The sequence below is a fragment of the Aureimonas sp. N4 genome, assembly GCF_001463925.1.
GTDB lineage: Bacteria > Pseudomonadota > Alphaproteobacteria > Rhizobiales > Rhizobiaceae > Aureimonas > Aureimonas ureilytica_A.
In genome coordinates this window covers 1-24,171 of sequence record NZ_BBWS01000016.1, presented here as the reverse complement: position 1 = coordinate 24,171, position 24,171 = coordinate 1, and the positions used below count along the sequence as shown (strand labels likewise).

The window sequence follows — 24,171 nt, the reverse complement described above, 5'->3', positions numbered from 1 at the left end:
GCGCGGACCGCGGCTGGCACGAAAATTTCGACCAGCAGGCGCCCGACCAGTCCGATTCTCGAACATCGCAGAAGGCAGGCGCAGCGCAAACGCGGAATTACCGGGCCTATATCGGCGCGTCGCAGTTCAGCGTCAAGCGGTTTCCTCGCGCGCTGAGCGATCGTCAGCTATGCAGATATATTCGGGCCTACCGTCCCGCAGGGGGAAGCCACTTGGATTTTGGCGCTTCAGGCTAGATATGAAGAATGGACAAGACGGGGGTTCGGGGCTTGCAGGGGAAACAGGGGCTCCAGTGGCACGATGAGGGGAACATGGCGTTCCTTTCGGGTGGCGGGGAGTGCGGCGCTTTGATGCGTGCGTTCGATTGGTCCGCGACATCGCTGGGGCCTGTCGAGGCATGGCCTCAAAGCCTGAGGACGGTTGTCGGCATCACGCTCGGCTCGCGTCAGCCCATGCTGATCGTCTGGGGCCCGGACCGGATCACCCTCTATAATGACGGCTATGCCGCCATGTGCGGCCAGCGCCATCCCCAGGCGCTCGGCCGCCCGTTTCGCGACCTCTGGTTCGACCTCTGGGACGTGGTGGAGCCGATCCTCGACCGCGCCTATGCGGGCGTCTCCACGCATATGGATAATATCGAATTCGTGATGCACCGGAACGGCTATCCGGAGGAAACGCATTTCGCCTTCTCCTATACGCCCGTTCGCATCGAGTCGGGCGAAGTGGGCGGCATGTTCTGCGCCTGCACGGAAACCACGGGCGAGGTGATCGCGCGGCGTCAGATCCTGGCAGAGCGCCCCCGATTCAGGCAGATGTTTCAGCAGGCCCCGAGCTTCATGGCCATGTTGCAGGGGCCGGAGCACCGCTTCGAATGGGTCAATCCCGCCTATCAGGCGCTGATCGGAAACCGCGATCTGATGGGCCGTCCCGTCGCGGACGCGTTGCCCGACGCGATGGAGCAGGGCTATGGCGACTTGCTCGACCGTGCCTATGCGAGCGGCGAAGCCCTGACGCAGGCAGGCGCGCGCTATGTGGTGGCGGGCGAGCCGGACACCCAGCCCGTCGAGCGCTATCTCGATTTCGTCTACCAGCCGCTGCGCGACCCTGTGGGCCAGGTGACGGGCATTTTCGTCGAAGGCTACGACGTGACGTCCCGCATCATGGCCGATCAGCAGCGCGTCGAGCTGATGCGCGAGCTGGCCCATCGCATGAAGAATTCCATGGCCATGGTGCAGGCCATCGCCACGCAGACGCTGCGCCAAGTCGGCTCGCTGGAGGAGGGGAGGGATGCCCTGTCCGGCCGCATCGCGGCGCTGGCGCGCGCGCAGGATATCCTGACACGGGACGACTGGGAAACGGCCGAAATCCACGAGGTCGTGGCCTCCGCGCTGGTGGCACTGGAACATGTGCGCGAGCGTATCCGCGTATCCGGCCAGTCCTTGGTGCTGCGCAGCCAGCAGGCGCTGGGGCTGTCGCTGGCGCTTTACGAACTCGGCACCAACGCCGTGAAGTACGGCGCCTTATCCAACGAAACCGGCTATGTGGACATCGAGTGGGCTGTGTCGCCCGAAGGCGCGTTCGATCTCACCTGGCGCGAAACCGACGGCCCGCCCGTCGTTTCGCCGGAGCGCAAGGGCTTCGGCACACGGCTGATCCAGCGGATCGTCGCGCCCTATTTCGACGGTTCGGCGTCCATGGATTTCCCGCCGGAGGGCCTGGTCTTCGCGCTGCATGGAAAGGTGAGCGCAAGGCTATAGTAATAGCTTCGAACTAATGGCTCCGGACGCGTCCGAGCCCGTCTCGTTCGAAGGATACTTCCCTTGGGTCGTGCTTTCCTGCCCCAGCGCCCCGGCGCCGTGATTGTCGATGATAACACGCTGATGATGATGGATGCGATGGACATCGCCGAAGAGGCCGGCTTCGTGTCCTATGGGGCACGCAACGCCGATGAGGCGATCCGCCTTCTGGAAACGTCACCCGACATTCGCGTGCTCTTCACCGATGTGCAGATGTCCGGCTCGATGGATGGCTACCGCCTGGCGGCGACGGTGCGCGAGCGCTGGCCGTCCGTGCGCATCCTCGTGACGTCGGGTGTGCGCGGGCCGGAAGTGGACGAACTCCCCGCAGACAGCCTGTTCTTCTGCAAGCCCTATGCCCATCACGCCGTGGCCGATGCCATGACGCGGCCCTAGCTCTGACAGACGAAGAGGCCGCGCCCGGCGGCCTCTCTGCCCTTATCGGAAATGGCCGAGCACTTTGTTCTGGATGCGCTGGAACAGGCCGGCCGCCTCGACGGGCTTGGCCGCGTAGAGCGGCTCCTCACGCAGGACCTGCCCGTCGCGCATGACCTTCAACTGCGCGATGCGTCGGCCCTCGGGCACGGGCGCGTCCACCGGGCCGATCGGCTGAATCTCGGTCGTGACCGGGCCGCCGCCTACGCCGCGCGGTTGGAGGAACCGGATCTCGCCGGCCGGGCGCACAGGCACGCTCGGCTCGGCCCCGTTCTGCACCGGCACTTCGCCGATCGCTTCGCCGGCCTTGGCCACCACCACCGTTTCGAACCCGCGCAGGCCGGCCGTCATCATGGCGCGGGCTTCCTCGGCCCGCTCCTTCACGCTCTTGAGGCCCGTCATCGCAAAGACGATGCGCCGGCCCGTGTCGTCCTTGGCCGAGGCGACGAGACCATAGCCCGCTTCCGCCGTGTGCCCCGTCTTCAACCCGTCCGCGCCCAGCGCCAGCAGAGGGTTGCGCGAGCGCTGGGTGATGCCGTTGAAGGTGAATTCCTCTTCCGAAAAGAGCGGATACTGCTCGGGAAACTCGCGGATGATGTAGCTTGCCAGCGTCACGAGATCGCGCGCGGAGACATATTGGCCGGGATCGGGCAGCCCGTGCGGATTGGCGAAATGCGAATGGGTGAGCCCCAGCTCGCGCGCCTTGCGGTTCATCATCTCGGCAAAGGCCGGCACCGAGCCGGCAATCCCTTCGGCCGCCACGATCGTCGCGTCGTTGCCGGACTGAATGGCGATACCCTTGATGAGATCGCCGAGACTGACCTGTGAGTTCAGCGGCAGGAACATGGTCGAGCCGCCCGACGCCGCGCCCCCGGTGCGCCAGGCATATTCGGACACGGGGAAAGTCTCGTCGAGCCGCACCGAGCCCTTGCGCAATTCATCGAAGATGACGGCGAGCGTCATCAGCTTGGACAGGCTCGCGGGCGGAATTTCCTGATCCGGGCTCTTCTCGAACAGAACGGTGCCGCTCGCAAGATCAACCATCATCGCCGTGCGCGCACTCGTTTCCAAAGCCGCTGCGGGCTGGCCGAGAACGAGCAGCAGCCCGGCCAGGGTCAAAAGCCGCGTCGCGATCGTCCGCGATTCGATCCGCGTGCCTGAAGCCATGATGCGTCTCCCTGAATGCCTGCCCCGCATGAAGAGTGCATCGCACCGCGTAAAAGAAAAGCGGCGAGTGCGCACGATCTCGTTGGATGGACATTCGGCGTGTATGAACGGGGTCGGACTGTGTTCTTTCGATCAAGGCTGCAAGCATCATGAGCATCGGACTGATCGCCCTTCTGGACGACGTGGCGGCCCTCTCGAAGGTCGCGGCGGCCTCGCTGGACGATGTCGGCGCGCAGGCCGCCAAGGCCGGGGCGAAGGCGGCGGGCGTCGTGATCGACGATGCGGCCGTGACGCCGCGCTATGTCGTCGGCTTCTCGGCGGACCGCGAATTGCCCATCGTCTGGCGCATCGCCAAGGGCTCGGTGCGCAACAAGCTCCTGTTTCTCCTGCCAATCGCGCTGGCGCTCGGCGCTTTCGCGCCTTGGGCGATCACGCCGCTCCTGATGCTCGGCGGCTGCTATCTCTCGTTCGAGGGCGCGGAAAAGATCTACGAGAAGCTTGTGCCCCATGCCGAGCACGCTGATGAGGAGACGTCCCTTCCGCCAACGACCGACGCCGCGCTTCTGGAAGAGCAGCGCGTGGCGAGCGCGGTGAAGACCGACTTCATCCTCTCGGCCGAGATCATGGCGATCACGCTGGCCGGTCTGCCGGATGGCAGCATCTGGACCAAGGCGGTGGTCATGGCCATCGTGGCCGTCGGCATCACGGCTGTGGTCTATGGCGCGGTGGCGCTGATCGTGAAGGCCGACGATGTCGGCGTCGCGCTGGCCCGGCGGGGGGAGGGGGCGCTCGCCGCCTTTGGGCGCGGGCTCGTGCGCGTCATGCCGCATTTCCTGCGCGTGCTGGCGGTGGTCGGCACGGCGGCCATGGTCTGGGTTGGCGGCGGCATTCTGGTCCATGGCCTCGCCGGATATGGCCTGAGCGGGATCGAGCATGTGATCCACGAGGCGAGCCTCACCGTGGCGAACCTCGCCCCCGGCATCGGCGGCCTCCTCGGCTGGTTCGTCACGGCGCTCGGCTCGGGCCTCGTCGGCCTCGTCGTCGGCTTCGCGCTGATCCCGATCGTCGGCCGGGTCATCGCCCCGGCCTGGAAGGCGGTGAGGAAAGGCTGAGCCTGAAGCTCAACCCTCCATCTCGGCGCGCAGCATCTCCAGCTCCAGCCATTCGTCCTCGGCCTTGGCCAGGGCCGCGCGGTCCTTCTCGATGGCGCCCGCGAGCTTGGAGAAGCGATCGGGGTTTTTGGTGAAGAGCGCGGGATCGGCCATCTCGGCTTCCGCCTTGGCAATCGCGGCTTCCAGCTTGGCGATCTCCTTCGGCAGGTTCTCCAGCGCGAATTTCTGCTTGAAGGAGAGCTTGGTCGCCGCGCCCACCGGCTTGGATGCCGTGCTTGCGGAAGCGCCCGAAGCCGCCGGTTTCGGCTTCTCGGCCTTGCGCGCTTCCTTCTGCGCGCCGCGTTTCTGGGCGGCCATGTCGCTGTAGCCGCCGGCATATTCCAGCCAGCGCCCGTTCTCCTCGGGCGAGATCACGCTCGTCACCGTGCGGTCGAGAAAGTCGCGGTCGTGGCTGACGAGCAGGACCGTGCCGGGATAATTGGCGATCAGTTCCTGAAGAAGGTCCAGCGTCTCCATGTCGAGATCGTTGGTCGGCTCGTCCAGAACGAGAATATTGGCGGGGGTCGCGAGGGTTTTTGCCAGGAGCAGACGCGCCCGCTCGCCGCCCGACAGGTTTCCGACCGGCGTTCGGATCTGCTCGGCCTGGAACAGGAAGTCCTTGAGATAGCCCGCGACATGGCGCGGCTCGCCATTGACCATGACCTGATCGCCGCGCCCGTCCGTCAGCGCGTCGGCGACCGAGAGATCGTCGCGCAGCGAGGCGCGCTTCTGGTCGAGAAAGGCGAGGTCCAGATTGGTGCCGAGACGCACGGTGCCGGAATCGGGCTCCGTCTCGCCGATCAGCATCTTGAGGAGCGTGGTCTTGCCAGCGCCATTGGGGCCGACGAGCCCGACGCGATCGCCACGCTGGATGCGCGTGGAGAAATCGTCGATCAGGACGCGCTCGCCATAGGCCTTGGAGATGCCCTTGGCTTCAATGACGAGCTTGCCGCTTTCGCGCGTTTCGCCCACCACCATCTCCACCGTGCCCACAGCGCGGCGGGCGTTCTTGCGGTCGGCGCGCAGCTGGTGCAGGCCGGCGAGGCGGCGCTCGTTGCGCGTGCGCCGGGCGGTGACGCCATAGCGCAGCCAGTGCTCCTCGCGCACGATCTTGCGATCGAGCTTCTGGAGGTCGCGCTCTTCCTCTTCGAGAACCTTGTCGCGCCAGGCTTCGAAGCCGCCGAAGCCTTCGTTCAGGCGGCGCGCCGAGCCGCGATCGATCCAGACGGTCGCCTCGGTCGTGCGCTCCAGAAAGCGACGGTCGTGGCTGATGATGACCACGGCCGAGCGGATGGAGCGGATTTCCTCTTCCAACCATTCGATGGTCGGAAGATCGAGATGGTTGGTCGGCTCGTCCAGAAGCACGATGTCGGGCTCGGGGGCGAGCACGCGGGCCAGCGCGGCGCGGCGCGCCTCGCCGCCCGACAGATCGCCCGGCCGCGCGTCGGCGCGAAGGCCCAAGCCCTCGATCAGCCGCGTGACACGGTAAGGCTCGTCGGCGGGGCCAAGGCCCGCCATGACATAGGCTTCCACCGTCTCGGCCGTGCCGAAATCGGGCTCCTGCGCGAGATAGCGGATGGTCGCGCCCGGCTGGCGGAAGACCTCGCCGCCATCGGGCTCGACGAGGCCGGCTGCGATTTTCAGGAGGGTCGATTTGCCGGAGCCGTTGCGCCCGACCAGCGCAATGCGATCCCCCGGCAGGACGCCGAGTTCGACATGGGTGAGAAGAGGGGTGCCGCCGAAGGTGAGGCGCACGCCGTCGAGGCGGAGGAGCGGGGGAGGAGCCATGGGCGGCTTCTAGAGCATTTCCGGCCGAAGCGGAATTGTCTCGGCGTTGGAGGCCCTGTGAAAACATCAGGCGGAAGAATGCGGTGCGAAGGCGAGCGCACCGGACGCGATCAGCCGCTCGGCCCGAAGCTTGATCGCTCCTTCTCTCCCTCCGGGAAATGCCCCAGGAGCCAGTCGCGAAACACTCGGATCTTGGGCGAGGTCCGGCGCGCGGGAGGATAGCAGAGCCAATAGCCACGCTCGGTCGGACAGAGGATATTGAAGGGCTTGCGCAACTGCCCGGACGCCAGAAGCTCCTTGTAGAAGAAGGGCGTGAGGATTGCGACGCCATGCCCGGCCGCCGCCGCGATGGCCTCCAGATCCTGCCCGCCCATCTTGTGGCCGTCATCCTTGTCGAAGCCCGGCCGCTCGATTCCCGCATGGGCGAACCACTCGTTCCACCAGGGATCGGTCGGGTCGATCAGGGGATAGTGCAGGAGGTCGGCGGGGCTGCCGAGCGGCAGGCCGACTTTCGCCTCCAGCGCGGGGTTCAGCATCGGCGTGAAATCGGCGCGCAGCAGAAGATGCGAGACGAGAGGGCTGGTTGGTCTCGGACCGCCGCGAATGGCGATGTCGACGCCCTCGCGCTCGAAGTCCGCGAGCACGCGTGTCGTCTGGAGTCGCACGGCGAGCTCAGGGTGAGACAGCTGGAAGGCGTAGAGATGCCGAGCCAGCCAGCCGGTCGCGAAGGTCGGGATGACGCTGATGGTGAGAACGCCCGAAGCCCCGCCGCGCGCGGCCTCGAACGCGTCCGCGATGAGATCGAAGGCCTGGCTCGCGTTTGAGCCGAACCGCTCTCCGACCTCCGTCAGCGCGATCTGTCGTTTGCCCCGCAGGAACAGCGGTGCGCCGACGCGCTCTTCCAGAATCTTGATCTGATAGCTGACGGCCGCCTGCGTCATGCCCAGCTCGGCCGCCGCCTTGGTGAAGCTCAAATGGCGCGCGGCGGCCTCGAAGGCGCGAAGGGCGGCAAGGGGTGGCAGATTGCGAGACATAATGCATAAAACTCCCTTATGCATCATGCCCGAGCTTCGATTGGACCCGCAAGCCGCCTCACGCCATGTTCGAGCCTATCAACAAAGGGAACGAACCCATGCGAACGGGCATGCTCGACGGAGCGCGCACGGCGGAGCCCCGCCATGCGTGGACAAAACTCGGCTTATGGCTGGCTGCGCTGGCGCGGCGTCTCGCGCCGCCGGATCGCGTGATGCGCGAAGACGAGATGCCCGACTGGATCAAGCGAGACATCGGCTGGCGGGATGGCCCGGCCGAGCGCCCACGCGCCGAACTGGAAGGCTGGAGCCGGCGTGAGCCATCCAGGCGATCGCGCTTGGACTGACGCGGGGTCGAGGGGAATCCTTGCGGATGAAAAGCGCCGGGAGCATCGCCCCGGCGCTTCGGCTTGTCAGCCGCCGGCCATGCCGGCCTTGAGACGCCGGGACAGTTCGTCGAAGGGCTGGTCGGTCGGGCCGTCGGCGGGGCCTTGCAGAAGATTGCCATAGACATGAGGCACGAGATCGACTGCCTGGTCGAGCGTCGCGTCCGCGCCGCGCTGATACCCGCCGAGAAGGCGCAGGTCGCGCGTGTCCTCGTAGCGCGAGATCATGGAGCGCAGCCGCGTGACCAGTTCTCGCTCTTCGTGGCTCCAGGACAGGTCGGCCAGACGCGAGATGGATTTGAGAACGTCCACGGCCGGGAAGCGGCCTTCCTCGGCGATCGTGCGGCTCAGCACGATATGCCCGTCCAGCGTGCCGCGAATGGAATCGGCCACCGGTTCGTTGTGATCGTCGCCATCCACCAGAACCGCGAAGAGGCCGGTGATCGTGCCGCTGTCCGGCGCGCCGGGGCCGGCGCGCTCCAGAAGGCGGGGCAGTTCGGAAAAGACGCTCGGCGGATAGCCGCGCGCCACCGGCGGCTCGCCGGCGGCCAGCGCCACGTCGCGCGCCGCATGGGCAAGGCGCGTCACCGAATCCACGATCAGGAGAACATGGTCGCCCTGGTCGCGGAAATATTCGGCGACGGTCATGGCGGTCTTGGGTGCGAGGCGGCGCATCATCGGGCTCTCGTCGCCCGTCGCCACGACCGTCACGACGCGGCTGAGCTCGCCCTGCATCGTCACTTCGAGGAACTCGCGCACCTCGCGGCCGCGCTCGCCCACCAGCGCCACGACCACCGTGTCGAAGCCCTTGGCCCGCGCCAACATGCCCATCAGCGTGGATTTGCCGACGCCCGACCCGGCGAAGATACCCATGCGCTGGCCGCGAATGAGCGGGGTGAAGATGTCGATCGCCTTGACGCCCGTCGCGACCGGCTGCGTCACGCGCCCGCGCCGCAGCGCAGCGTCCGGCAGCGTGTCGGTGAGATAGCTGACCGGGCCTTGTTCGAGGGGGCCCCGATCGTCGCAGGGGCGACCGAACGCATCGATCGTGCGCCCGCGCCAGCTGGCGGCCGGCGATACCGTGACGGGGCCGGTGCGCCAGGCGAGCGAGCGAACGCCGCTCTGGAAGCGCACCGCGAAGGGCTTCACCGTGGCCGAGGCTTCCTCGACGCGCACGACCTCGCCCAGTTCCTCGCCTTCGGGGCCGTCGCAGACCACGCAGTCGCCGAGCTTCACATAGGGGCTGAGGCCCGCCACGCGGAAGGACTGCGCGGACACATCGACGATATGCCCGCTGATGCGGATCAACGGCTCGTTCAGGCCCGAAAGATCGACCTTCTGCCTGGAGCCTGCCGTCATTTCGTGGCTCCGAGCTGGGTGACGGCGGAGTTGAGCGAGTTCTCGGAGGTCTGGATCATGTTGGCGGCCTGCTCGAAGGCCCGCTGCACTTCGATGAGGCGCGTCATCTCAAGAATGGGATTGACGTTGGAGCCTTCCACATAGCCCTGCGCGACGGCCGTGTCCTCGAAATCCACCAGCGGCTGGGCTGCCTTGTTGGGAACGACGCCGGAGGTGCCGGCGCGCTGGAGATCGGCGCCCACGGGCATCTTGAACAGGCCGACCGCGCCGATCTGCACGTTCTTCTGCGTGATCATGCCGTCATGGGCGATGGAGATCGGACCGCCCGAGGGATCGATCATCAGGGGCGCGCCGCCGACATCGAGGAAAGGCTCGCCGTTGACGGTGACGAGTTCGCCGGTCGGCTTCATCTGCATCCGCCCGTCGCGCGTATAGACGGTGCCCTTGGGCGTCTGGATGGCGAAGAAGGCGTCGCCCTTGACGGCCATATCCAGCGAATTGCCGGTCTGCGTCAGCTCGCCGGCGCGGGTGGAGATGTAGCGCTCGCCGCCCGAGGTGAAGGCGACCGTCTCAGGGGCGGTACGCGACAGGAAGCTTTCGAACTTCACCTCTTCGGAGCGAAAGCCGACCGTGCGCGCGTTCGCCAGATTGTTGGCGATCGTGTCGAGGCGCTTTTCCGTTGCGAGCTGACCGGAGAGAGCGACGGGAAGCGATGTCTGCATGGGGGAGGCCTTGGATCGCGAGGAAATGCCGGTTCCGCAGGGCGCGGGCGGGCCTGTTCCGGCGTTCGGAAAAAGCCCGTTCTCCCTGACAATAACCTGCCGCAAATGGCCTGAACCTGACCGCGCGATGCACGCTCCAGCTGTTGCGCACCGCACAGTCTCACGCAAGTCGGGGTGCCTAAGGGTTAACGAAATCCTTTCTTCACCAGGGGCACCCGATGGGTATCATTCTCGGCCTTCTCGTCACGATTGGCTGCGTTCTCGGCGGCTATGTCGCTGCCGGCGGCCATCTTTATGTTCTCTGGCAGCCCTACGAACTGCTCATCATTCTGGGCGCTTCGCTCGGCACGTTCCTGGTCGCCAACAACATGAAGGTCGTCAAGGACACCGGCAAGGCGATGGGCGAGGCCTTCAAGGACGCCGTTCCCAAGCAGCGCGACTATCTCGACCTTCTGAGCCTGCTCCACTCGCTGATGCGCGAGATGCGCTCCAAGTCGCGCTCGGAGGTGGAAGCCCATGTCGACAATCCGGCCGAGTCGGCGATCTTCAGCGCGTTTCCGAACATCCTGAAGAACCAGGCGATGACCAACTTCATCTGCGATTATTGCCGCCTGATCATCATCGGCAATGCCCGCCCGCACGAGATCGAGGCGCTGATGGACGAGGAAATTCACACCGTCCAGCATGACAAGATGAAGCCCAAGCAGGCGGTTCAGGAAGTTGCCGACGGTCTGCCCGCGCTCGGCATCGTCGCCGCCGTTCTGGGTATCGTTCACGCCATGGGCGCGCTCGACCAGTCGCCCGAAGTGCTCGGCCATCTGGTCGGCGCGGCGCTGGTGGGAACCTTCGCCGGTATTTTCTTCTCCTACGGCGTGTTCGCCCCGATGGCGGCCAAGATCAAGTCCGTACGCGACAAGCAGATGCGCATGTATGTCATCATCAAGCAGACGCTGATCGCCTACATGAACGGCGCCCTGCCGCAGGTGGCGCTCGAATACGGCCGCAAGGCGATCTCCGCCTATGACCGTCCGACCATCGACCAGGTCGAAGCCGAGACGATCGGCGGCGGCGCAGCGGCTCCCGCGGCTTAAGGAGGCTCCATGGACACCGTTACCGACCGCCGCATCGGGGAGCGTCTTCGCTCGGCGGCCCGGATCGAACCGGACCGCTATCCCCGCCTCAAGATCATCGGCGCCGCCTGGGCCGAGGCCGCAACGGCCAAGATCAACGCCAACTATGCCACGCCCCTCAAGATCGAGTTCGTGGATCTCTCGAACTTCACGTTCGATGCCGGCTCGATGAGCGCCACAGAGACCCAGCTCGCGCTGACCGTGCGCTCGCCCAAATGGCGCGAGACCGCCATTCTCGCCGCCGGCCCGTTCTTCGCCGACACGATCGCGGAAGCGGCCTTCGGTGGCGACGGGCGCAACAAGCCCGAAGCCGGTCGCCCGCTCACCAGCGTCGCCCGGTTCTTCGCCGACAACGCGCTGCGCGCCTTCGTGGACTGCGGCAACGGCGTGTTCGGTGACATCGCCCCGCTCGCCATGGCGCCGGACCGCCTCATCGCCGACGAGATCGGCGCCAAGGTCGATGCGTTGATCCCGGCCGACAGCCGGCAGTTCGTGGAGTTCCGATTCGAGCTGTCGATCGGTCGCTGCGTGGCGGCAATGCGGGTCGCCATCCCCGAGTCGGTCCTCGCGACGCACAAGCGCGCGCTGGCCGTGATCCCCGACACCAGCCCCTCGATCGTCGACGAGAGCTGGACCAAGGGCCTCGAAGCCGGATTCCAGAAAGCCGACATGCGCGTGAGCGCGCTTCTGGCCGAACATCCGACCACGCTGGGCGAAGTCGCCTGTTTCCAGGTCGGCCAGACGATCTCGCTCGCCGTCACGATGGAAAGCCTGCTCGTTCTCGAATGCGAGGGTCAGCGTCTGTTCCGCGGGCACATGGGTCGCTCGCGCGACAGCTACATGGTGCGCATCGAGGAAGCGGTCGATCCGACGGAGGAATTCATCGATGACATCCTGGCTGATTGACGCCCTTCTGGTCAGCGCCCTGCTTGTCACGAGCTGGCGCACCGGCACCATGTATCGCGAGCTGCGCCGGCTGCGCAGCGACGAGACGGCGCTCCGGGCCGTTCTGGTGGACGCCGATCAGTCCATCAACAAGGCGGCCAATGCCGTCGTGCTTCTCAAGAGCGAGGGCGTCCGTACGCTCCAGACCCTCGAGGAGCGCATGGCCGAAGCCCGCGAGCTCGCCGAGCGGCTCGACATCATTCTCGACAGCTACGAGCGCCGCCGGATCGCCCCGGCCAACGATGCCGACACGCCCTCCCGCTTCGCGTCAGTTCCAGTCGCTATTCGTTAATAAATGATGGGTCGCTTCGACCCGACGACGTTCCGAAGGACCTTTTCTTCCATGGCCAACCAGACGATCGACCTCGAGACCGAAACGACCTTCACCCCGAATTTCGGGATGGAGGAGAGCGAATTCGCCACCGAGACCGACGCCGAGCTCGGCGCCGAACACGGCTTCATGGCGGAAGGCTACGACGATGAGATGCCGATGGCGGCCGCGGCCGACCTGCCGCCGGTTCAGCCCAATCTCGACGTCATCATGAACATCCCCGTCACCATGCAGGTCGTGCTCGGCTCGACCGTCATGCCGGTGGCCAATCTGATGAAGCTCGGGCGCGGCGCGGTGGTCAAGCTCGACACCAATGTCTCCGATCCGGTGGACCTGATGGTCAATGGCCGCATCGTGGCGCGCGGCGAGGTGGTCGTTCTCGAAAACGAAGATCAGCGCTTCGGCATCACGCTGACGGAAATCGTGTCGCCGGCCGCCCACCAGGCGCGCGCGAAGTCCTCCGGCGCGATCTGACGGTTCGGCCATGTTGGGTGCTTACACTCCTCTGGAGCTCGAAGGGCCGCAGAAATCGGGCGCCGCGCGCGCCGCGATCCTGCTCCTGACGCTCGGCGGCGAAGGCGCGGCCAAGCTCCTCAAGCATTTCTCGCCGGAAGAAATCCGCACGTTGCGCCAGGGCGCGTCGCAGCAGAAGCCGATCACGGCCGTGGAACTCGACGCCATCGTCGCCGACTTCCAAGACGCGTTCCGCGCCGGACCCGGCCTGATCGGCCTGGATTCGGAGCTGTCCAAGCTTCTGCGCTCCTCGCTCTCCAGCGAGGAACTCGCGCTCGTCTTCGACGCCGACGAGGCCATGGAAGGCGATGTCGGACTGCCCGTCTGGTACGAGATGGAACAGCTCGGCGCGCAGGCGATCACGGCGTTGCTCCTGAAGGAGCATCCGCAGGTCATCGCCTATGCCGTCCAGCGCCTCAAGGCCGAGGTCGCGGCGCAGGTCGTCGCCTCCTTCGAAGGGCCGCTGCGCAACGACGTGGTGCGCCGTATGCTGTCGGCCAAGCCGCCGACCGAGCAGATGTCGCGCCTGATCGAGCATCGCTTCCGCGAATCCTTCGTGTCGGCCGGCAACGGCGCCGAGCGCAAGCAGCGCCACGCGACGCTGGCCGAGATCGTCAACCGCATGGAAAAGCGGCAGACCGACGATCTCCTGAACGCGATCGAGACCAGCGAGCCGGAAGAAGCCAAGGAACTGCGCAAGCTGCTCTTCGCCTTCGAGGACATTCCGGGCCTGCCCAGGAAGTCCCGCCTGCTCCTGTTCGATGCGATCCCGACCGAAACGGTCACGCAGTCGCTCTCGGGCACCGACGAGACCATGCGCGAGGCCGTTCTGTCCGCGCTCGGCGCTCGCGCCCGGCGCATGGTCGAGGCCGAACTCAGCCGCAACGAAGCGGTCGCGGCGACCGCCGTCCAGGACGCGCGCCGCTCGATCGCCGCCGCCGCGCTCCGCCTGTCGGCGGAAGGCCGGCTCGACCTCACCGAACGAGGCGAATGACGGCCAAGGCCGGGCGGGGACCATGAGGGTCCGCGCCCGGCCCTGTGCCTTATGCGATTGGGAGCGGACGGACCATGGCGGACGGTGCGGACAAAGAGTCCCAAACGGAAGACCCGACAGAGAAGCGCATTCAAGATACGATCGAGAAGGGCAATCTTCCGGTCTCTCGCGAAGCGCCGATTCTCGCCTCGCTCCTGGCCGCCATCGGCGTCGTCATCTTCCAGGCCCGCAACAACGCGGCGCAGCTCTTCAGCGATCTCAAGGTCACCTTCGAGAACCCGACGCAATGGTCGATCGGCAACGGCTACGACGCGCTCGGCTTTCTTCATACGATCTCGCTCCAGACCGCCCATTTCGTGCTTCCGGCCACCGGGCTCTTCATCGTGGCTGGAATACTGGCTTCCCTTCTTCAAAATCCGCCCCAGATCAATCTTGAGCGAATTCGTCCCAAAGCGTCCAACGTCTCGCTAACCCAAGGTTGGGGAAGACTGTTCGGAAAGCGCGGTTTCACCGAGTTCGCTAAGTCATTGTTCAAGTTCTTCGGCGTTATGATCATCGTCGGTTGGATACTTTCCAAGGAACTGCCTCTCTTGTTGGCGACGATGTTCTCAGATCCGCAGCAGCTTCCCGAAACGATCCTCGGTCTGGCCATGCGCCTGCTCGCGGCCGTGTCGGTGGCCACTATCCTGCTCGTGGCGGCCGATCTCCTGTTCTCCCGCATCTTGTGGCGGCGCGACCTGCGCATGTCCAAGCAGGAGATCAAGGACGAGATGAAGCAGGCCGAAGGCGACCCGATGGTCAAGGCGCGCCAGCGCCAGATCGCCCGCGAGCGCAACAAGCGGCGGATGATGGCCTCGGTGCCCAAGGCCACCGTGGTGATCGCCAATCCGACGCACTATGCCATCGCGCTACGTTATGTCCGCGAAGAAGGCGGCGCGCCGCTGGTCGTGGCCAAGGGCGTCGACGCCATGGCCTTGAAAATCCGCGAGATTGCCGAAACACATGACATTCCTGTGGTCGAGGACAAGCTCTTGGCAAGGTCGATGTACGATCATGTGGAAGTCGATCAGATGATCCCTCCGCAATTCTTCAAGGCCGTCGCGGAAGTCATCTACTATCTCCACGAGCGTCCGGGGACGCGCCTGGAAATTGGTGTCGCCTAATCGATCCGGACCGCGTGTTTCCTAGCCCGGATCATCTTGTTCTTCCCGCGTAAAGGTTCTCCATGGGCGCCCAAGTCATGCTTAACGTTCGCAACAAGCACGCAGCCGAACGGGAACGTCTCGTGGCGAACGGCCTCCGCGAGGTCGTGGCTGAACTGCGGCTTGTGGAACCGGCCGACTATGTGGCGTTCCTGCGCATGGACGCTTTCGGCAATATCGCCGACATCGTGGAATCCTCCGCCCAGCTCTATCTGGCGCCCGGCGTCCTGCGCTTTGCCGAAAGCGGCGAGGAGCACTTGAGCTGGGGCTCGGCCCCGACCATCGATCTCGACCTCGAACTGCGCCTGCCCGAGGTGAGCGTCCACTTCCGCCTGACCCTCACCGCCACGCGGGCGGCTGTCCATATCAATTATATCGCCTTCAAGGACCCGGACGCCGACCCGAGCGTCAACACGCAGCGTCTGGCGAAAGCCATCGAGGCCGCGCGGATGCGCACCGCGCCTCGCGTGTAAGCTATCGGCGTCGAGCGTGGCTGCGCCAAGCGGGCTCTTGTCCTTTGTCTCGCGCATGGTCTGGGCTCGAAAGCCAACTCGCCTTTCAACGGACATGCGCTGACCAGCACCTCGCTCGTCTCCCGACCCGCCACAGACCCCGCTCGAGCGGGGTCTTTTTTTGACCGGGCGGCATGTATTAACTACGATTAATACTTGTTAACATCAGGTTAATAAACGAGTTTTTCATGTTTGGCCAGCTTCGGACAAGTGCCTATCCTTAAAACGGCGTTACGAGATGTTTCTCGAGGATTTACGCCTTCATGAGCGATCTTTATCTTTTCGGCCTGTCGTCCACCCGCGCAGACTGGCTTTCGCAGCGTCAGGCGGTCGTGGCCGAGAACGTCGCCAACGCCAACACGCCCGGCTATCGCGCCAAGGACGTGTCGCCCTTCACCTCCGTTCTCGAAACCACCAAGCTGGAACTTGCTGCCTCCAACCCCAGCCATCTCGTGGCCTCGGCCGGGCGGGATTTCGGTGTGGACGAAACGCGCCAGACGCCTTGGGACATCACCCATTCCGGCAACTCGGTGAGCCTCGAGCAGGAAATGCTGAAGGCCGGTGAGATCTCCCGAGACTTCGCGCTCGATACGTCGATCGCCAAGGCCTTTCACCGCATGTATCTCCAGACGCTGAAAGGCTGACAGTCGATGACCGATGCCATCTCCTCCGCTCTTCGCATTGCCGCCAGCGGTCTCGAAGCCCAGTCCACGCGCCTGCGCGTCGTGGCCGAAAACGTCGCCAACGCCCGCTCCACGGGCGAGGGGCCGGGCACCGATCCCTACCGCCGCAAGACCGTGACCTTCACCTCCGAAATCGACCGTCTGACCGGCGCCGAGATCGTTCGGGTCAAGGATGTCGGCCTCGACCGCTCGCAGTTCAAGTCGGAATACGATCCGGGCAATCCGGCGGCCGACGGCAACGGCTACGTCAAGATGCCCAATGTCAGCCCGCTCGTCGAAATGGCCGACATGCGCGAGGCCAACCGCTCGTATGAAGCGAACCTGCAGGTGGTCAAGCAGGCGCGTGAGCTGATCAACCTGACCATCGATCTCATGAGAGGCTGAACGCCATGATCCCCGCTATCGGAAGCGCGGCCGCGCGCGTCGACACTTTCCGCCTCGATCCCACCTCGATGTCGGTTGGCACGACCGCCGCCGGCGAGGCTCACGCGGCCGCCGGCCAGGGCTTTGCCGCCGCGATGGCCGATATGGCGCGCGAAGCGAACCAGACGGTGAAAAGCGCCGAAGCGACCTCGATCCAGGGCGTGAACGGCAAGGCCTCGACCCAGGCCGTCGTGGACGCGGTCATGGGCGCCGAGCGCACGCTCCAGACGGCCATCGCGATCCGCGACAAGGTCGTCTCGGCCTATCTTGAACTCTCCCGCATGTCGATCTGAGAAAGACCAAAGCAATGCGCGCCCTTGCGATCGCCGCGACCGGCATGAACGCCCAGCAGACCAATGTCGAAGTGATCGCGAACAATATCGCGAACATCAACACCACCGGCTACAAGCGCGCCCGCGCCGAGTTCACCGATCTTCTCTACCAGGTCGAGCGCGCGCAGGGCGTGCCCGCCCGTGGCGGCGAGAACACGATCCCCGAGGGCGTGCAGATCGGTCTGGGCGTGCGCACGGCCGCCGTTCGCACCGTCCATATCCAGGGCGCGCTGCAGCAGACCGGCAACGATCTGGATCTGGCCATCAACGGCCAGGGCTATTTCCAGATCCAGGGCCCGAACGGCGAAACGCTCTACACCCGCGACGGCGCCTTCAACAAAAGCGCCACCGGCCAGCTCGTCACGCTCGACGGTTTCGTGGTCGATCCCGGCCTCACCATCCCGCAGGACACGACGCAGGTCTCGATCAACGAGGCAGGTCAGGTTTACGCCAAGGTCAGCGGCCAAGATCAGCTCATCGGCCAGATCTCGCTGGTCAACTTCGCCAACGAGCCGGGCCTCGCCGCGCAGGGCAACAACCTGTTCCGCGAGACCGTCGCCTCCGGCACGCCGATCGCCGGCGTTCCGGGCGATCCCGGCTACGGCGTGATCAAGCAGGCCTATCTGGAAAATTCCAACGTCGATCCTGTCAAGGAAATCTCCGAGCTGATCTCGGCGCAGCGCGCCTACGAGATGAACTCCAAGGTCATCCAGGCAGCCGACGAAATGGCCGGCGTCGTCTCGAAGGGTATTCGCTAAACCATGATCGCAGCCCCGCTTCTTCGCCGTTTCTCCCTCGCGGGCTTGCTTGGCGCGGGGCTTCTCGTCGCACTGTCGCCGGCCCCGGCCGGCGCGGCCGATCTCAACCTGCCGGTGCCGACCGCCGTGGTCTATCCCGGCCAGAGCGTGCTCGACAAAGGCATCATCCCGATGCGCTTCACCGTTCCGGGCGAGCAGCTGTCCTCCTATGTGGTCGAAGAGGGGATGCTGAAGAACCGACTCGCCCGCCGCACGCTGCTGCCCAACCAGCCCATTCTCCTGTCCGACCTGAAATCGCCCGACTCGGTGACCGCCGGCGTTCCGGCCAAGCTGATCTATCGCGAGGAAGGCCTGCTGATCACCGGCATGGGCCTGCCGCTCCAGTCCGGCTCGGCGGGTCAGGCCATTCGGGTTCGCAACACCGACAGCGGCGTCACGATCTCGGGCATCGCCATGGAAGACGGCACGATCGAGGTGTCCTCACAATGAGCCTCAAGCGAGCGATGCTCGTCGCCACGAGCCTTTCCTTCGGCCTGACCTCCGCCTTTGCGGCCGATTATGCGGGCGCCGGCTACAGCCAGGCCGGCATCGGCGCGCGCGAGAATTTCAACATGGTGGTGCCGCGCGTGCGCCCCTCGGGCGGCGTGCGCATCAAGGACATCACGACCGTCAAGGGCGTGCGCGACAACCAGCTCGTCGGCTACGGTCTGGTGATCGGCCTTCAGGGCACGGGCGACAGCCTGCGCAACTCGCCCTTCACCGAACAATCGCTCCAGTCCATGCTCGACCGCATGGGCGTCAACGTGCGCTCGGCCAATCCACGCACGCGCAATGTCGCGGCCGTCGTCGTGACCGCCGATCTGCCGGCCTTTTCGGGCATCGGCTCGCGCATCGACATCAACGTCTCCTCGCTCGGCGACGCCTCGTCGCTGATGGGCGGCACGCTGGTGATGACGCCCCTCTATGGTCCCGATGGCGAAATCTACGCCGTCGGCCAAGGCGCGCTCGCCGTCAGCGGCTTCTCATCCGAGGGCACCAACGAAAGCCTGACGCAGGGCACGCCGACCACTGGCCGCATCGCCGGCGGCGCCTTGATCGAGCGCGAGGTGCAACGCGCGACGGTGGACACACCCACCATCACGATGGAACTGCGCAACCCGGACTATCGCACGGCGATCCGTGTGGTGGACGCGATCAACGCCTTTTCGGTGCAGGCCTATGGCCGCCCGGTGGCGCGCGAGCAGGACTTCCGCAACATCACGCTGACGCGCCCGCCCAAGCTTTCCTCGACCCGCTTCCTTGCCGATCTCGGCGATCTTCAGATCACGCCCGATCAGGCCGCCAAGGTCGTCATCGACGAGCGCACCGGGACGGTGGTCATCGGGCAGGACGTCAAGATTTCGACGGTCGCCGTCACCCATGGCAGCCTGACGGTCCGCATCACCGACACGCCCAATGTCTCGCAGCCGGCGCCCTTCTCCAACGGGCAGACCGTTGTGACCAAGGACACGACGGTGGACGCGCAGCAGGGCGGCGGCAATCTCGCCATCGTGCAGGGCGCCAATCTGGACGCCGTGGTGCGCGGGCTCAACCGGCTCGGCCTCAAGCCTACCGGCATCATCGCCATTCTTCAGGCCATCAAGACCTCCGGCGCGCTTCAAGCCGACCTCGTGGTTCAGTGAGATCCGTCATGACCCCTTCGCCCTTCGTCCGCTCGTCTTCGCTTCGCACCGCGCTTCTGGCCGGCGTCCTGGTTCTGGGCGGCTTTCAGTTTGCTGAGGCTTCGGGCAGCAAAGAGCCCGTCGGGCCGCCGACGACGCCCGTGAAGGTGCGCGTCATCGGCGCCGACGGCACGGAAGCCTCCGTTCCAGTTCAGCCGACGACGGACGTGCAGCGTTACTGCTCCAATATTTCCGACCCCGCTCTCGACGCGCGCAACGCCCTTCAGCTCGCTCAGCTGAAGGAGGCCGAAGGTCAGCTCAACGCCCGCATCGAGGAACTCGATGCCAAGCGCAAGGAAGTCGAAGGCTGGCTGGCCGAGCGCAAGGCCTTCATCGAATCCACCTCGGACACGATGATCCAGATCTATTCGGGCATGAAGCCGGACGCAGCCGCCGGCCAGCTCGCCGGCATGACGCGCCCGGCGGCGGCCGCGCTGCTCACCCGTCTCAAGTCCCGCCAGGCGAGCGCCATCCTGGCCGAGATGCCCGCGCCCGTCGCGGCGGAACTGGCCGCCATCATCACCCAGAAGACCGACCGCGCGGCCCAGATGGACACTGCCGGTTCGCCGCCCGCTGCCGAGGAACAGAAATCGTGAGAATCCTCGCCTGCCTTCTTGCCACCGGCGTTCTGGCCGGTTGCACCACGACGCGCGAAGACCTGATGAAGGAGCCCGTGCTGACGCCGGTGGGAACGGGGCTGCATCAGTTCCCGCCCGTGGTTCAGCCGCAGGCCGCCTATTCGCCCGAGCCGCCGCGCCACGTGAACTCTCTCTGGACCGGCCGCAACGCCGACTTCTTCCGCGACACGCGCGCGCTCAATGTCGGCGACATCGTCACGGTCAAGATCAAGATCGACGACAAGGCCAAGCTCGACAACAACACCAAGCGCTCGCGCGATTCGGGTGTCAGCGTCGGCGCCGATCTCAAAGGGTCCTTCGGCTCCTGGGGGCTTCCCACTGTGGGCGCCGATCTCGGCCTCAAGAACGGCACCAAGACGGCCGGCAAGGGTACGGTCGATCGCCAGGAAGAGATCAACGTCTCGGTCGCGGCCGTGGTCACGCAGGTTCTGCCCAACGGCAATCTCTATATTGCCGGCCAGCAGGAAATCCGCGTCAATTTCGAGGTTCGCGTTCTCTCGATTGCCGGCATCATCCGGCCGGGCGACATCCTGCCCAACAACACGATTTCCTACGAGAAGATCGCCGAAGCGCGCATTTCCTACGGCGGCCGGGGTCGCCTCACGGAAGTTCAGCAGCCGGCTTGGGGCCAGCAGGTCCTGGACAACGCGCTGCCTTACTGAGGCGTCCAGGGCGAAGCGCCGCTTCGCCCGAACTCTCCATCCTCTCCCTTGGAAACGGGTCGGTTCGCCGGCCCGTTTTTTGTTGCGCGCTGCGGTCAGGCTCGGGCCAGCACGATTTATTAACACTTTCCTCAATGCCCCACCCGCCCGCGATGCGTCGCGCCAGTGGCGGGGCATCGAGGCCGCGATGGAACCCGCTCGGACGGGAGGCTGCGGCTTTCCCACTGCGCATTGTCTCGTGCCGGAGCGCCTGATGACCGACCTCACTCCCGAAGCGCTTGCCATTCTTGCGGGCGGCGATCCGAAAGCCAAGAAGGGCGGCAAGATGCAGATGATCGCCGTGGTGGCGGGTCTGACGCTTCTGGCGGCCGGCGGCGGCGCGGCGCTGGGCTTTCTCCTGAAACCGGCTCCCGCACCCGCGCCCGATGCGAGCGCGGCGGAAGCTCATCCGGCTGATGCCGCGCATGGCGAGGCCAAGCCCGCTGAGGGCGGACATGGCGAGTCGGCCAAGGCCGAGACGGGCGAGGACGGCTCGCTCGCCAACAAGGAAGCCAAGGGCGAGCCGCCCAAGGAAAGCTTCGTGACGATTCCCGCCATTCTCACCGATCTGTCCTCACCGGTTGGCGCGCAGGCCCGCCTCGAAATGGGTCTCGTGCTGCGCCAGCAGGGCACGGAAAAGGTGGACGAGGCAGCGCTGACCAATCAGGTCCAGGCCGACACGCTCGTTTTCCTGCGCACGCTGGAACTCGCGCAGATCGAGGGCTCGCGCGGCCTTCTTCATCTGAAGGAAGACCTTCTGGAGCGCGCGCGCCTGCGCTCGCCCGCCGTCGTCGACGTCACCGTTCGTTCGCTGGTGGTGAAGTGAGACGCGCGCTTCTCGCCGCCGCGCTGCTCGCGGCGGCCTGGGCCGCGCCCGCCCATGCGCAGGACGCGGTGGCCAATGCCGCCAACAGCCTGGCCTCGCTGATTCCGGCCGGCGATACGGCCGTCTCGGGCCGTATCGTCCAGCTTTTCGGCATCGTCACGGTTCTCTCGATCGCGCCCGGCCTCCTTGTGATGGTCACGGCCTTCACGCGCGTCGTCATCGCGCTGTCGATCCTGCGCTCGGGGCTCGGCCTTCAAACGACGCCCGCCAATCTCATCATCATCTCGCTGTCGCTCTTCATCACCTTCTTCGTGATGATGCCGACCTTCGATCAGAGCTGGCGCGACGGGTTGCAGCCTTTGATGAAGGGGCAGATCACGGAAGAAGAGGCGCTGCCGCGCATTGCCGAGCCCTTCCGCGATTTCATGCTGGATCAGGTGCGCAGCCAAGATTTGGCGCTCTTCTCCGACTTCGCGCAGGCCTCGAATCGCGACCGGCTGCCGGAAGTGCAGCAGGGCTCTGGGGAAGGGGAGGTCGTGGATTTCCGCGTTCTCGTTCCCGCCTTCATGATCTCGGAACTGCGCCGCGGCTTCGAGATCGGCTTCCTGATCGTCCTGCCCTTTCTGGTGATCGACCTGATCGTGGCGACCCTCACCATGTCCATGGGTATGATGATGCTCCCCCCGACCATCATATCGCTCCCCTTCAAGATCCTGTTCTTCGTCCTGATCGACGGCTGGAACATGCTGACGGGCAGTCTGGTGCGATCGTTCATGTAGTCAGTAAGTCGATCTATTGACTGGTGCTTCCAGCACAGGCTTGGCGGTGGTCAGAATGGAAAAATCGAGTGACAAAAACGAATTTTACCACGCCTTAAACTTTGACTCCTAGATTGAGTGTCATAGGAGATTGACCGATGAAAGGCCCAAGGGCTCACGGTCATAGGCATGAAGCCGAACTCCTATGCCGGCTCGATCCGGTCTGTCCCAACGATTGTATTTATCGGGACATCTTCCATGACCTCTGTGAACACGAACGCTGCCGCTCTCACCGCGCTGCGTACTCTCCAGGCTACCCAGTCTCAGCTCGAGACCGTCCAGGGCCGTATCTCTACCGGTTTCAAAATCGGCGAAGCCAAGGACAACGCTGCCTACTGGTCGATCTCCGCGACGCTGAAGTCGGATAACAAGTCGCTCGGCACCGTCAAGGATGCACTCGGTCTGGGTGCTGCCACGGTCGATACGGCCTACCAGGGCCTGACCAAAGCCAAGGACGTTCTCGACGAAATCAAGTCGAAGCTGACGGCTGCGACGCAGGACGGCGTCGATCGTAACACGATCCAGAACGAAATCAGCCAGCTTCAGGACCAGCTGAAGTCGATCGCCGGCTCTTCCGTTTTTTCGGGCGAGAACTGGCTGTCGGTTGACTCGTCGGCGACGGGCTACAACGCGACCAAGTCGATCGTCGCTTCCTTCGCTCGCAGCGCCAACAACGCTGTCTCCATCGGCACTGTGAACGTCGATGTTTCGAAGGTCGCTCTCTTCGACGCCAACCCGGCAAGCTCGGGTCTCCTGAACACGAAGAACGCTCTGACGGCCGCTGACGGCTCGCTGCTGACGGTTGGTGGTATCGACGCGACCGGTGCAACCCCGAACAACCAGGGTCTGGGCGCTGTTTCCACGGTGCTCGGCACCGGCAACCAGACCGCGACGCAGGCTGTAGCGACGCTCGGAACGCTGAACCTCGTCGGTCTCGACAAGACGGACCGCATCACGTTCAACCTGCAGGTTGATGGTGGTTCGGTCATGCCGGTCACGTTCAAGCCGACCACGGTCACCAACGCGACGAACTTCGTTTCGTCTCTGCAGTCCACGATCGACACCGCTGTCGGCGCCGGCAAGGTGACTGTCAGCGTCGACGCTTCGAACAACATCAAGCTGACCACGGCCAGCTCGGGTGGTTCGTCCGCGATCGCCGTGACGGGTATGCAGGCTGTTGATGGCGATGGCGTCCTGACGGGCCTTCTGGGAACGTCCGTGACGGGTACCGCGCCTGGTGCTGGCACGGCCACTGCGGCTGTCGCTACGACGGCTCCGGCCACCGACAACACCTACACGGCGCTGAGCGGCTCCGACACCATCACGTTCACGTTCCAGTACGGCTCGCGCTCGTACCTGGCGACGTTGAACAACGGTAACGCCGGATCTGCGACTAGCGAGGCCGCCTTCGTTACGGCGCTTCAGAGTGCCATCGATAACGCCACGGACATGAACGGTGGTACCACACTCGGCACCAACAAGGTAACGGCTGCGGCTGTTGGCGCCACCCACACCTTCACCCTGACGACGACTGCCAAGGGCCAGGACCAGGCTGTCGGCATCTCGAACGTTCAGGCGACCGGTACCTCGGCCACCACGCTCAAGGGTCACCTGGACAACGGCGGCACTTGGGGCGCAACGACCGCCGTTGGCACGTCGACAGCTGCCGCCTACACGTTCGCTGCCGCGATCAACACGTCCGGTGTTCAGCCTGGCGACCGCATCGCGATGGACGTCACCTTCACGGACGCGGCGGGTTCGGTTGGCACGCACAACTCGACGGTCTATATCTCGACCGCCGGTGTGACG

General features: G+C 65.2%; 27 protein-coding genes. 22 read left to right on the top strand and 5 right to left on the bottom strand.

Features of this window, described 5'->3' with window-relative positions:
* The first annotated feature begins 350 nt into the window (after positions 1-350).
* Positions 351-1,757, top strand: a complete 1,407-nt coding sequence (locus AUL28_RS05355) for a sensor histidine kinase (RefSeq protein ID WP_156419895.1) — start codon at positions 351-353, stop codon at positions 1,755-1,757.
* A 63-nt stretch (positions 1,758-1,820) separates the two neighbouring features.
* Entirely contained in the window at positions 1,821-2,192 is a 372-nt protein-coding gene (locus AUL28_RS05350) for a response regulator (protein WP_082640269.1), read from the top strand.
* A gap of 42 nt (positions 2,193-2,234) precedes the next feature.
* Here the strand turns inward: AUL28_RS05350 and AUL28_RS05345 are convergent, their stop codons facing one another.
* A complete protein-coding gene (locus AUL28_RS05345; protein WP_062230922.1) occupies positions 2,235-3,398 on the bottom strand; it encodes a D-alanyl-D-alanine carboxypeptidase family protein in 1,164 nt (387 codons plus the stop codon).
* A gap of 149 nt (positions 3,399-3,547) precedes the next feature.
* Here AUL28_RS05345 and AUL28_RS05340 point away from each other — a divergent pair, with 149 nt between their 5' ends.
* On the top strand, positions 3,548-4,510 hold the full coding sequence (locus AUL28_RS05340) for a DUF808 domain-containing protein (protein ID WP_062230921.1): 963 nt from the start codon (positions 3,548-3,550) through the stop codon (positions 4,508-4,510).
* 9 nt (positions 4,511-4,519) lie between these two features.
* Here AUL28_RS05340 and AUL28_RS05335 read toward each other — a convergent pair whose 3' ends face one another.
* Together AUL28_RS05335 and AUL28_RS05330 are read right to left on the bottom strand one after the other, a co-directional pair.
* Positions 4,520-6,337, bottom strand: coding sequence for an ABC-F family ATP-binding cassette domain-containing protein (locus AUL28_RS05335; protein WP_062230920.1), 1,818 nt, complete (start codon positions 6,335-6,337; stop codon positions 4,520-4,522).
* A gap of 110 nt (positions 6,338-6,447) precedes the next feature.
* Positions 6,448-7,371, bottom strand: coding sequence for a LysR substrate-binding domain-containing protein (locus tag AUL28_RS05330; protein ID WP_062230919.1), 924 nt, complete (start codon positions 7,369-7,371; stop codon positions 6,448-6,450).
* Between the two features lie 98 nt (positions 7,372-7,469).
* Between AUL28_RS05330 and AUL28_RS05325 the strand changes: the two genes are divergently transcribed.
* Complete coding sequence (locus AUL28_RS05325) at positions 7,470-7,715, top strand: hypothetical protein (protein WP_156419894.1); 246 nt, start codon at positions 7,470-7,472, stop codon at positions 7,713-7,715.
* A gap of 66 nt (positions 7,716-7,781) precedes the next feature.
* Here AUL28_RS05325 and AUL28_RS05320 read toward each other — a convergent pair whose 3' ends face one another.
* Positions 7,782-9,113: a FliI/YscN family ATPase gene (locus tag AUL28_RS05320; protein ID WP_062230917.1), complete on the bottom strand. Its 1,332-nt coding sequence runs from the start codon at positions 9,111-9,113 to the stop codon at positions 7,782-7,784.
* Positions 9,110-9,835: a flagellar basal-body rod protein FlgF gene (gene flgF / locus AUL28_RS05315; protein ID WP_062217461.1), complete on the bottom strand. Its 726-nt coding sequence runs from the start codon at positions 9,833-9,835 to the stop codon at positions 9,110-9,112. The genes AUL28_RS05320 and flgF overlap by 4 nt, the downstream gene beginning before the upstream one ends.
* Before the next feature lie 218 nt (positions 9,836-10,053).
* Between flgF and motA the strand changes: the two genes are divergently transcribed.
* From motA to AUL28_RS05225, 18 genes are all read left to right on the top strand, one after another.
* Positions 10,054-10,926: a flagellar motor stator protein MotA gene (motA, locus tag AUL28_RS05310; protein WP_058635125.1), complete on the top strand. Its 873-nt coding sequence runs from the start codon at positions 10,054-10,056 to the stop codon at positions 10,924-10,926.
* Positions 10,927-10,935: 9 nt separating this feature from the next.
* The gene (locus AUL28_RS05305; RefSeq protein WP_062230916.1) at positions 10,936-11,871 is read left to right on the top strand and encodes a FliM/FliN family flagellar motor switch protein; all 936 of its coding nucleotides are present in this window, start codon (positions 10,936-10,938) and stop codon (positions 11,869-11,871) included.
* Positions 11,852-12,202, top strand: coding sequence for a DUF6468 domain-containing protein (locus tag AUL28_RS05300; protein WP_058635127.1), 351 nt, complete (start codon positions 11,852-11,854; stop codon positions 12,200-12,202). The genes AUL28_RS05305 and AUL28_RS05300 overlap by 20 nt, the downstream gene beginning before the upstream one ends.
* Before the next feature lie 192 nt (positions 12,203-12,394).
* Positions 12,395-12,715: a flagellar motor switch protein FliN gene (gene fliN, locus AUL28_RS05295; RefSeq protein ID WP_244498451.1), complete on the top strand. Its 321-nt coding sequence runs from the start codon at positions 12,395-12,397 to the stop codon at positions 12,713-12,715.
* A 10-nt stretch (positions 12,716-12,725) separates the two neighbouring features.
* Positions 12,726-13,748 (top strand): FliG C-terminal domain-containing protein, encoded by a 1,023-nt coding sequence (locus AUL28_RS05290; RefSeq protein ID WP_062230915.1) that lies wholly within the window; start codon positions 12,726-12,728, stop codon positions 13,746-13,748.
* 74 nt (positions 13,749-13,822) lie between these two features.
* A complete protein-coding gene (flhB, locus tag AUL28_RS05285) occupies positions 13,823-14,911 on the top strand; it encodes a flagellar biosynthesis protein FlhB (protein ID WP_058635129.1) in 1,089 nt (362 codons plus the stop codon).
* A gap of 62 nt (positions 14,912-14,973) precedes the next feature.
* The gene (locus tag AUL28_RS05280) at positions 14,974-15,423 is read left to right on the top strand and encodes a hypothetical protein (protein WP_058600922.1); all 450 of its coding nucleotides are present in this window, start codon (positions 14,974-14,976) and stop codon (positions 15,421-15,423) included.
* Between the two features lie 302 nt (positions 15,424-15,725).
* Entirely contained in the window at positions 15,726-16,106 is a 381-nt protein-coding gene (gene flgB, locus AUL28_RS05275) for a flagellar basal body rod protein FlgB (protein ID WP_058600921.1), read from the top strand.
* Positions 16,107-16,112: 6 nt separating this feature from the next.
* Positions 16,113-16,529 (top strand): flagellar basal body rod protein FlgC, encoded by a 417-nt coding sequence (gene flgC, locus AUL28_RS05270; protein WP_058600920.1) that lies wholly within the window; start codon positions 16,113-16,115, stop codon positions 16,527-16,529.
* 5 nt (positions 16,530-16,534) lie between these two features.
* Positions 16,535-16,861, top strand: a complete 327-nt coding sequence (locus AUL28_RS05265) for a flagellar hook-basal body complex protein FliE (RefSeq protein WP_058600919.1) — start codon at positions 16,535-16,537, stop codon at positions 16,859-16,861.
* Between the two features lie 14 nt (positions 16,862-16,875).
* Entirely contained in the window at positions 16,876-17,658 is a 783-nt protein-coding gene (flgG, locus tag AUL28_RS05260) for a flagellar basal-body rod protein FlgG (protein WP_058600918.1), read from the top strand.
* 3 nt (positions 17,659-17,661) lie between these two features.
* Positions 17,662-18,147: a flagellar basal body P-ring formation chaperone FlgA gene (flgA, locus tag AUL28_RS05255; protein WP_058600917.1), complete on the top strand. Its 486-nt coding sequence runs from the start codon at positions 17,662-17,664 to the stop codon at positions 18,145-18,147.
* Between the two features lie 122 nt (positions 18,148-18,269).
* The gene (flgI, locus tag AUL28_RS05250; protein ID WP_058600962.1) at positions 18,270-19,340 is read left to right on the top strand and encodes a flagellar basal body P-ring protein FlgI; all 1,071 of its coding nucleotides are present in this window, start codon (positions 18,270-18,272) and stop codon (positions 19,338-19,340) included.
* Between the two features lie 8 nt (positions 19,341-19,348).
* Complete coding sequence (locus AUL28_RS05245) at positions 19,349-19,975, top strand: MotE family protein (protein WP_062230914.1); 627 nt, start codon at positions 19,349-19,351, stop codon at positions 19,973-19,975.
* On the top strand, positions 19,972-20,679 hold the full coding sequence (gene flgH / locus AUL28_RS05240; RefSeq protein WP_192843405.1) for a flagellar basal body L-ring protein FlgH: 708 nt from the start codon (positions 19,972-19,974) through the stop codon (positions 20,677-20,679). The genes AUL28_RS05245 and flgH overlap by 4 nt, the downstream gene beginning before the upstream one ends.
* 253 nt (positions 20,680-20,932) lie before the next feature.
* Complete coding sequence (locus tag AUL28_RS05235; protein ID WP_062230913.1) at positions 20,933-21,544, top strand: flagellar basal body-associated FliL family protein; 612 nt, start codon at positions 20,933-20,935, stop codon at positions 21,542-21,544.
* Positions 21,541-22,323, top strand: a complete 783-nt coding sequence (gene fliP, locus AUL28_RS05230; protein WP_058600915.1) for a flagellar type III secretion system pore protein FliP — start codon at positions 21,541-21,543, stop codon at positions 22,321-22,323. Before AUL28_RS05235 ends, fliP begins: the two co-directional genes overlap by 4 nt.
* A gap of 237 nt (positions 22,324-22,560) precedes the next feature.
* Positions 22,561-24,171: flagellin N-terminal helical domain-containing protein (locus AUL28_RS05225; RefSeq protein ID WP_062230912.1), on the top strand; the 1,611-nt coding region annotated here is incomplete at its 3' end.

Bases quoted from the DNA above. Each gene is read 5' to 3' on its own strand.
- AUL28_RS05235 (WP_062230913.1), top strand. From the start codon at position 20,933: ATGACCGACCTCACTCCCGAAGCGCTTGCCATTCTTGCGGGCGGCGAT.
- AUL28_RS05290 (WP_062230915.1), top strand. From the start codon at position 12,726: ATGTTGGGTGCTTACACTCCTCTGGAGCTCGAAGGGCCGCAGAAATCG.
- AUL28_RS05355 (WP_156419895.1), top strand. From the start codon at position 351: ATGCGTGCGTTCGATTGGTCCGCGACATCGCTGGGGCCTGTCGAGGCA.
- flgF (WP_062217461.1), bottom strand. From the start codon at position 9,835: ATGCAGACATCGCTTCCCGTCGCTCTCTCCGGTCAGCTCGCAACGGAA.
- AUL28_RS05320 (WP_062230917.1), bottom strand. From the start codon at position 9,113: ATGACGGCAGGCTCCAGGCAGAAGGTCGATCTTTCGGGCCTGAACGAG.
- fliN (WP_244498451.1), top strand. From the start codon at position 12,395: ATGCCGATGGCGGCCGCGGCCGACCTGCCGCCGGTTCAGCCCAATCTC.
- AUL28_RS05245 (WP_062230914.1), top strand. From the start codon at position 19,349: ATGACCCCTTCGCCCTTCGTCCGCTCGTCTTCGCTTCGCACCGCGCTT.
- motA (WP_058635125.1), top strand. From the start codon at position 10,054: ATGGGTATCATTCTCGGCCTTCTCGTCACGATTGGCTGCGTTCTCGGC.
- AUL28_RS05265 (WP_058600919.1), top strand. From the start codon at position 16,535: ATGATCCCCGCTATCGGAAGCGCGGCCGCGCGCGTCGACACTTTCCGC.
- flgB (WP_058600921.1), top strand. From the start codon at position 15,726: ATGAGCGATCTTTATCTTTTCGGCCTGTCGTCCACCCGCGCAGACTGG.
- flgI (WP_058600962.1), top strand. From the start codon at position 18,270: ATGGTGGTGCCGCGCGTGCGCCCCTCGGGCGGCGTGCGCATCAAGGAC.
- AUL28_RS05325 (WP_156419894.1), top strand. From the start codon at position 7,470: ATGCGAACGGGCATGCTCGACGGAGCGCGCACGGCGGAGCCCCGCCAT.
- AUL28_RS05335 (WP_062230920.1), bottom strand. From the start codon at position 6,337: ATGGCTCCTCCCCCGCTCCTCCGCCTCGACGGCGTGCGCCTCACCTTC.
- flhB (WP_058635129.1), top strand. From the start codon at position 13,823: ATGGCGGACGGTGCGGACAAAGAGTCCCAAACGGAAGACCCGACAGAG.
- flgG (WP_058600918.1), top strand. From the start codon at position 16,876: ATGCGCGCCCTTGCGATCGCCGCGACCGGCATGAACGCCCAGCAGACC.
- flgC (WP_058600920.1), top strand. From the start codon at position 16,113: ATGACCGATGCCATCTCCTCCGCTCTTCGCATTGCCGCCAGCGGTCTC.
- AUL28_RS05340 (WP_062230921.1), top strand. From the start codon at position 3,548: ATGAGCATCGGACTGATCGCCCTTCTGGACGACGTGGCGGCCCTCTCG.
- AUL28_RS05300 (WP_058635127.1), top strand. From the start codon at position 11,852: ATGACATCCTGGCTGATTGACGCCCTTCTGGTCAGCGCCCTGCTTGTC.
- AUL28_RS05345 (WP_062230922.1), bottom strand. From the start codon at position 3,398: ATGGCTTCAGGCACGCGGATCGAATCGCGGACGATCGCGACGCGGCTT.
- AUL28_RS05280 (WP_058600922.1), top strand. From the start codon at position 14,974: ATGGGCGCCCAAGTCATGCTTAACGTTCGCAACAAGCACGCAGCCGAA.
- AUL28_RS05330 (WP_062230919.1), bottom strand. From the start codon at position 7,371: ATGTCTCGCAATCTGCCACCCCTTGCCGCCCTTCGCGCCTTCGAGGCC.
- AUL28_RS05305 (WP_062230916.1), top strand. From the start codon at position 10,936: ATGGACACCGTTACCGACCGCCGCATCGGGGAGCGTCTTCGCTCGGCG.
- flgA (WP_058600917.1), top strand. From the start codon at position 17,662: ATGATCGCAGCCCCGCTTCTTCGCCGTTTCTCCCTCGCGGGCTTGCTT.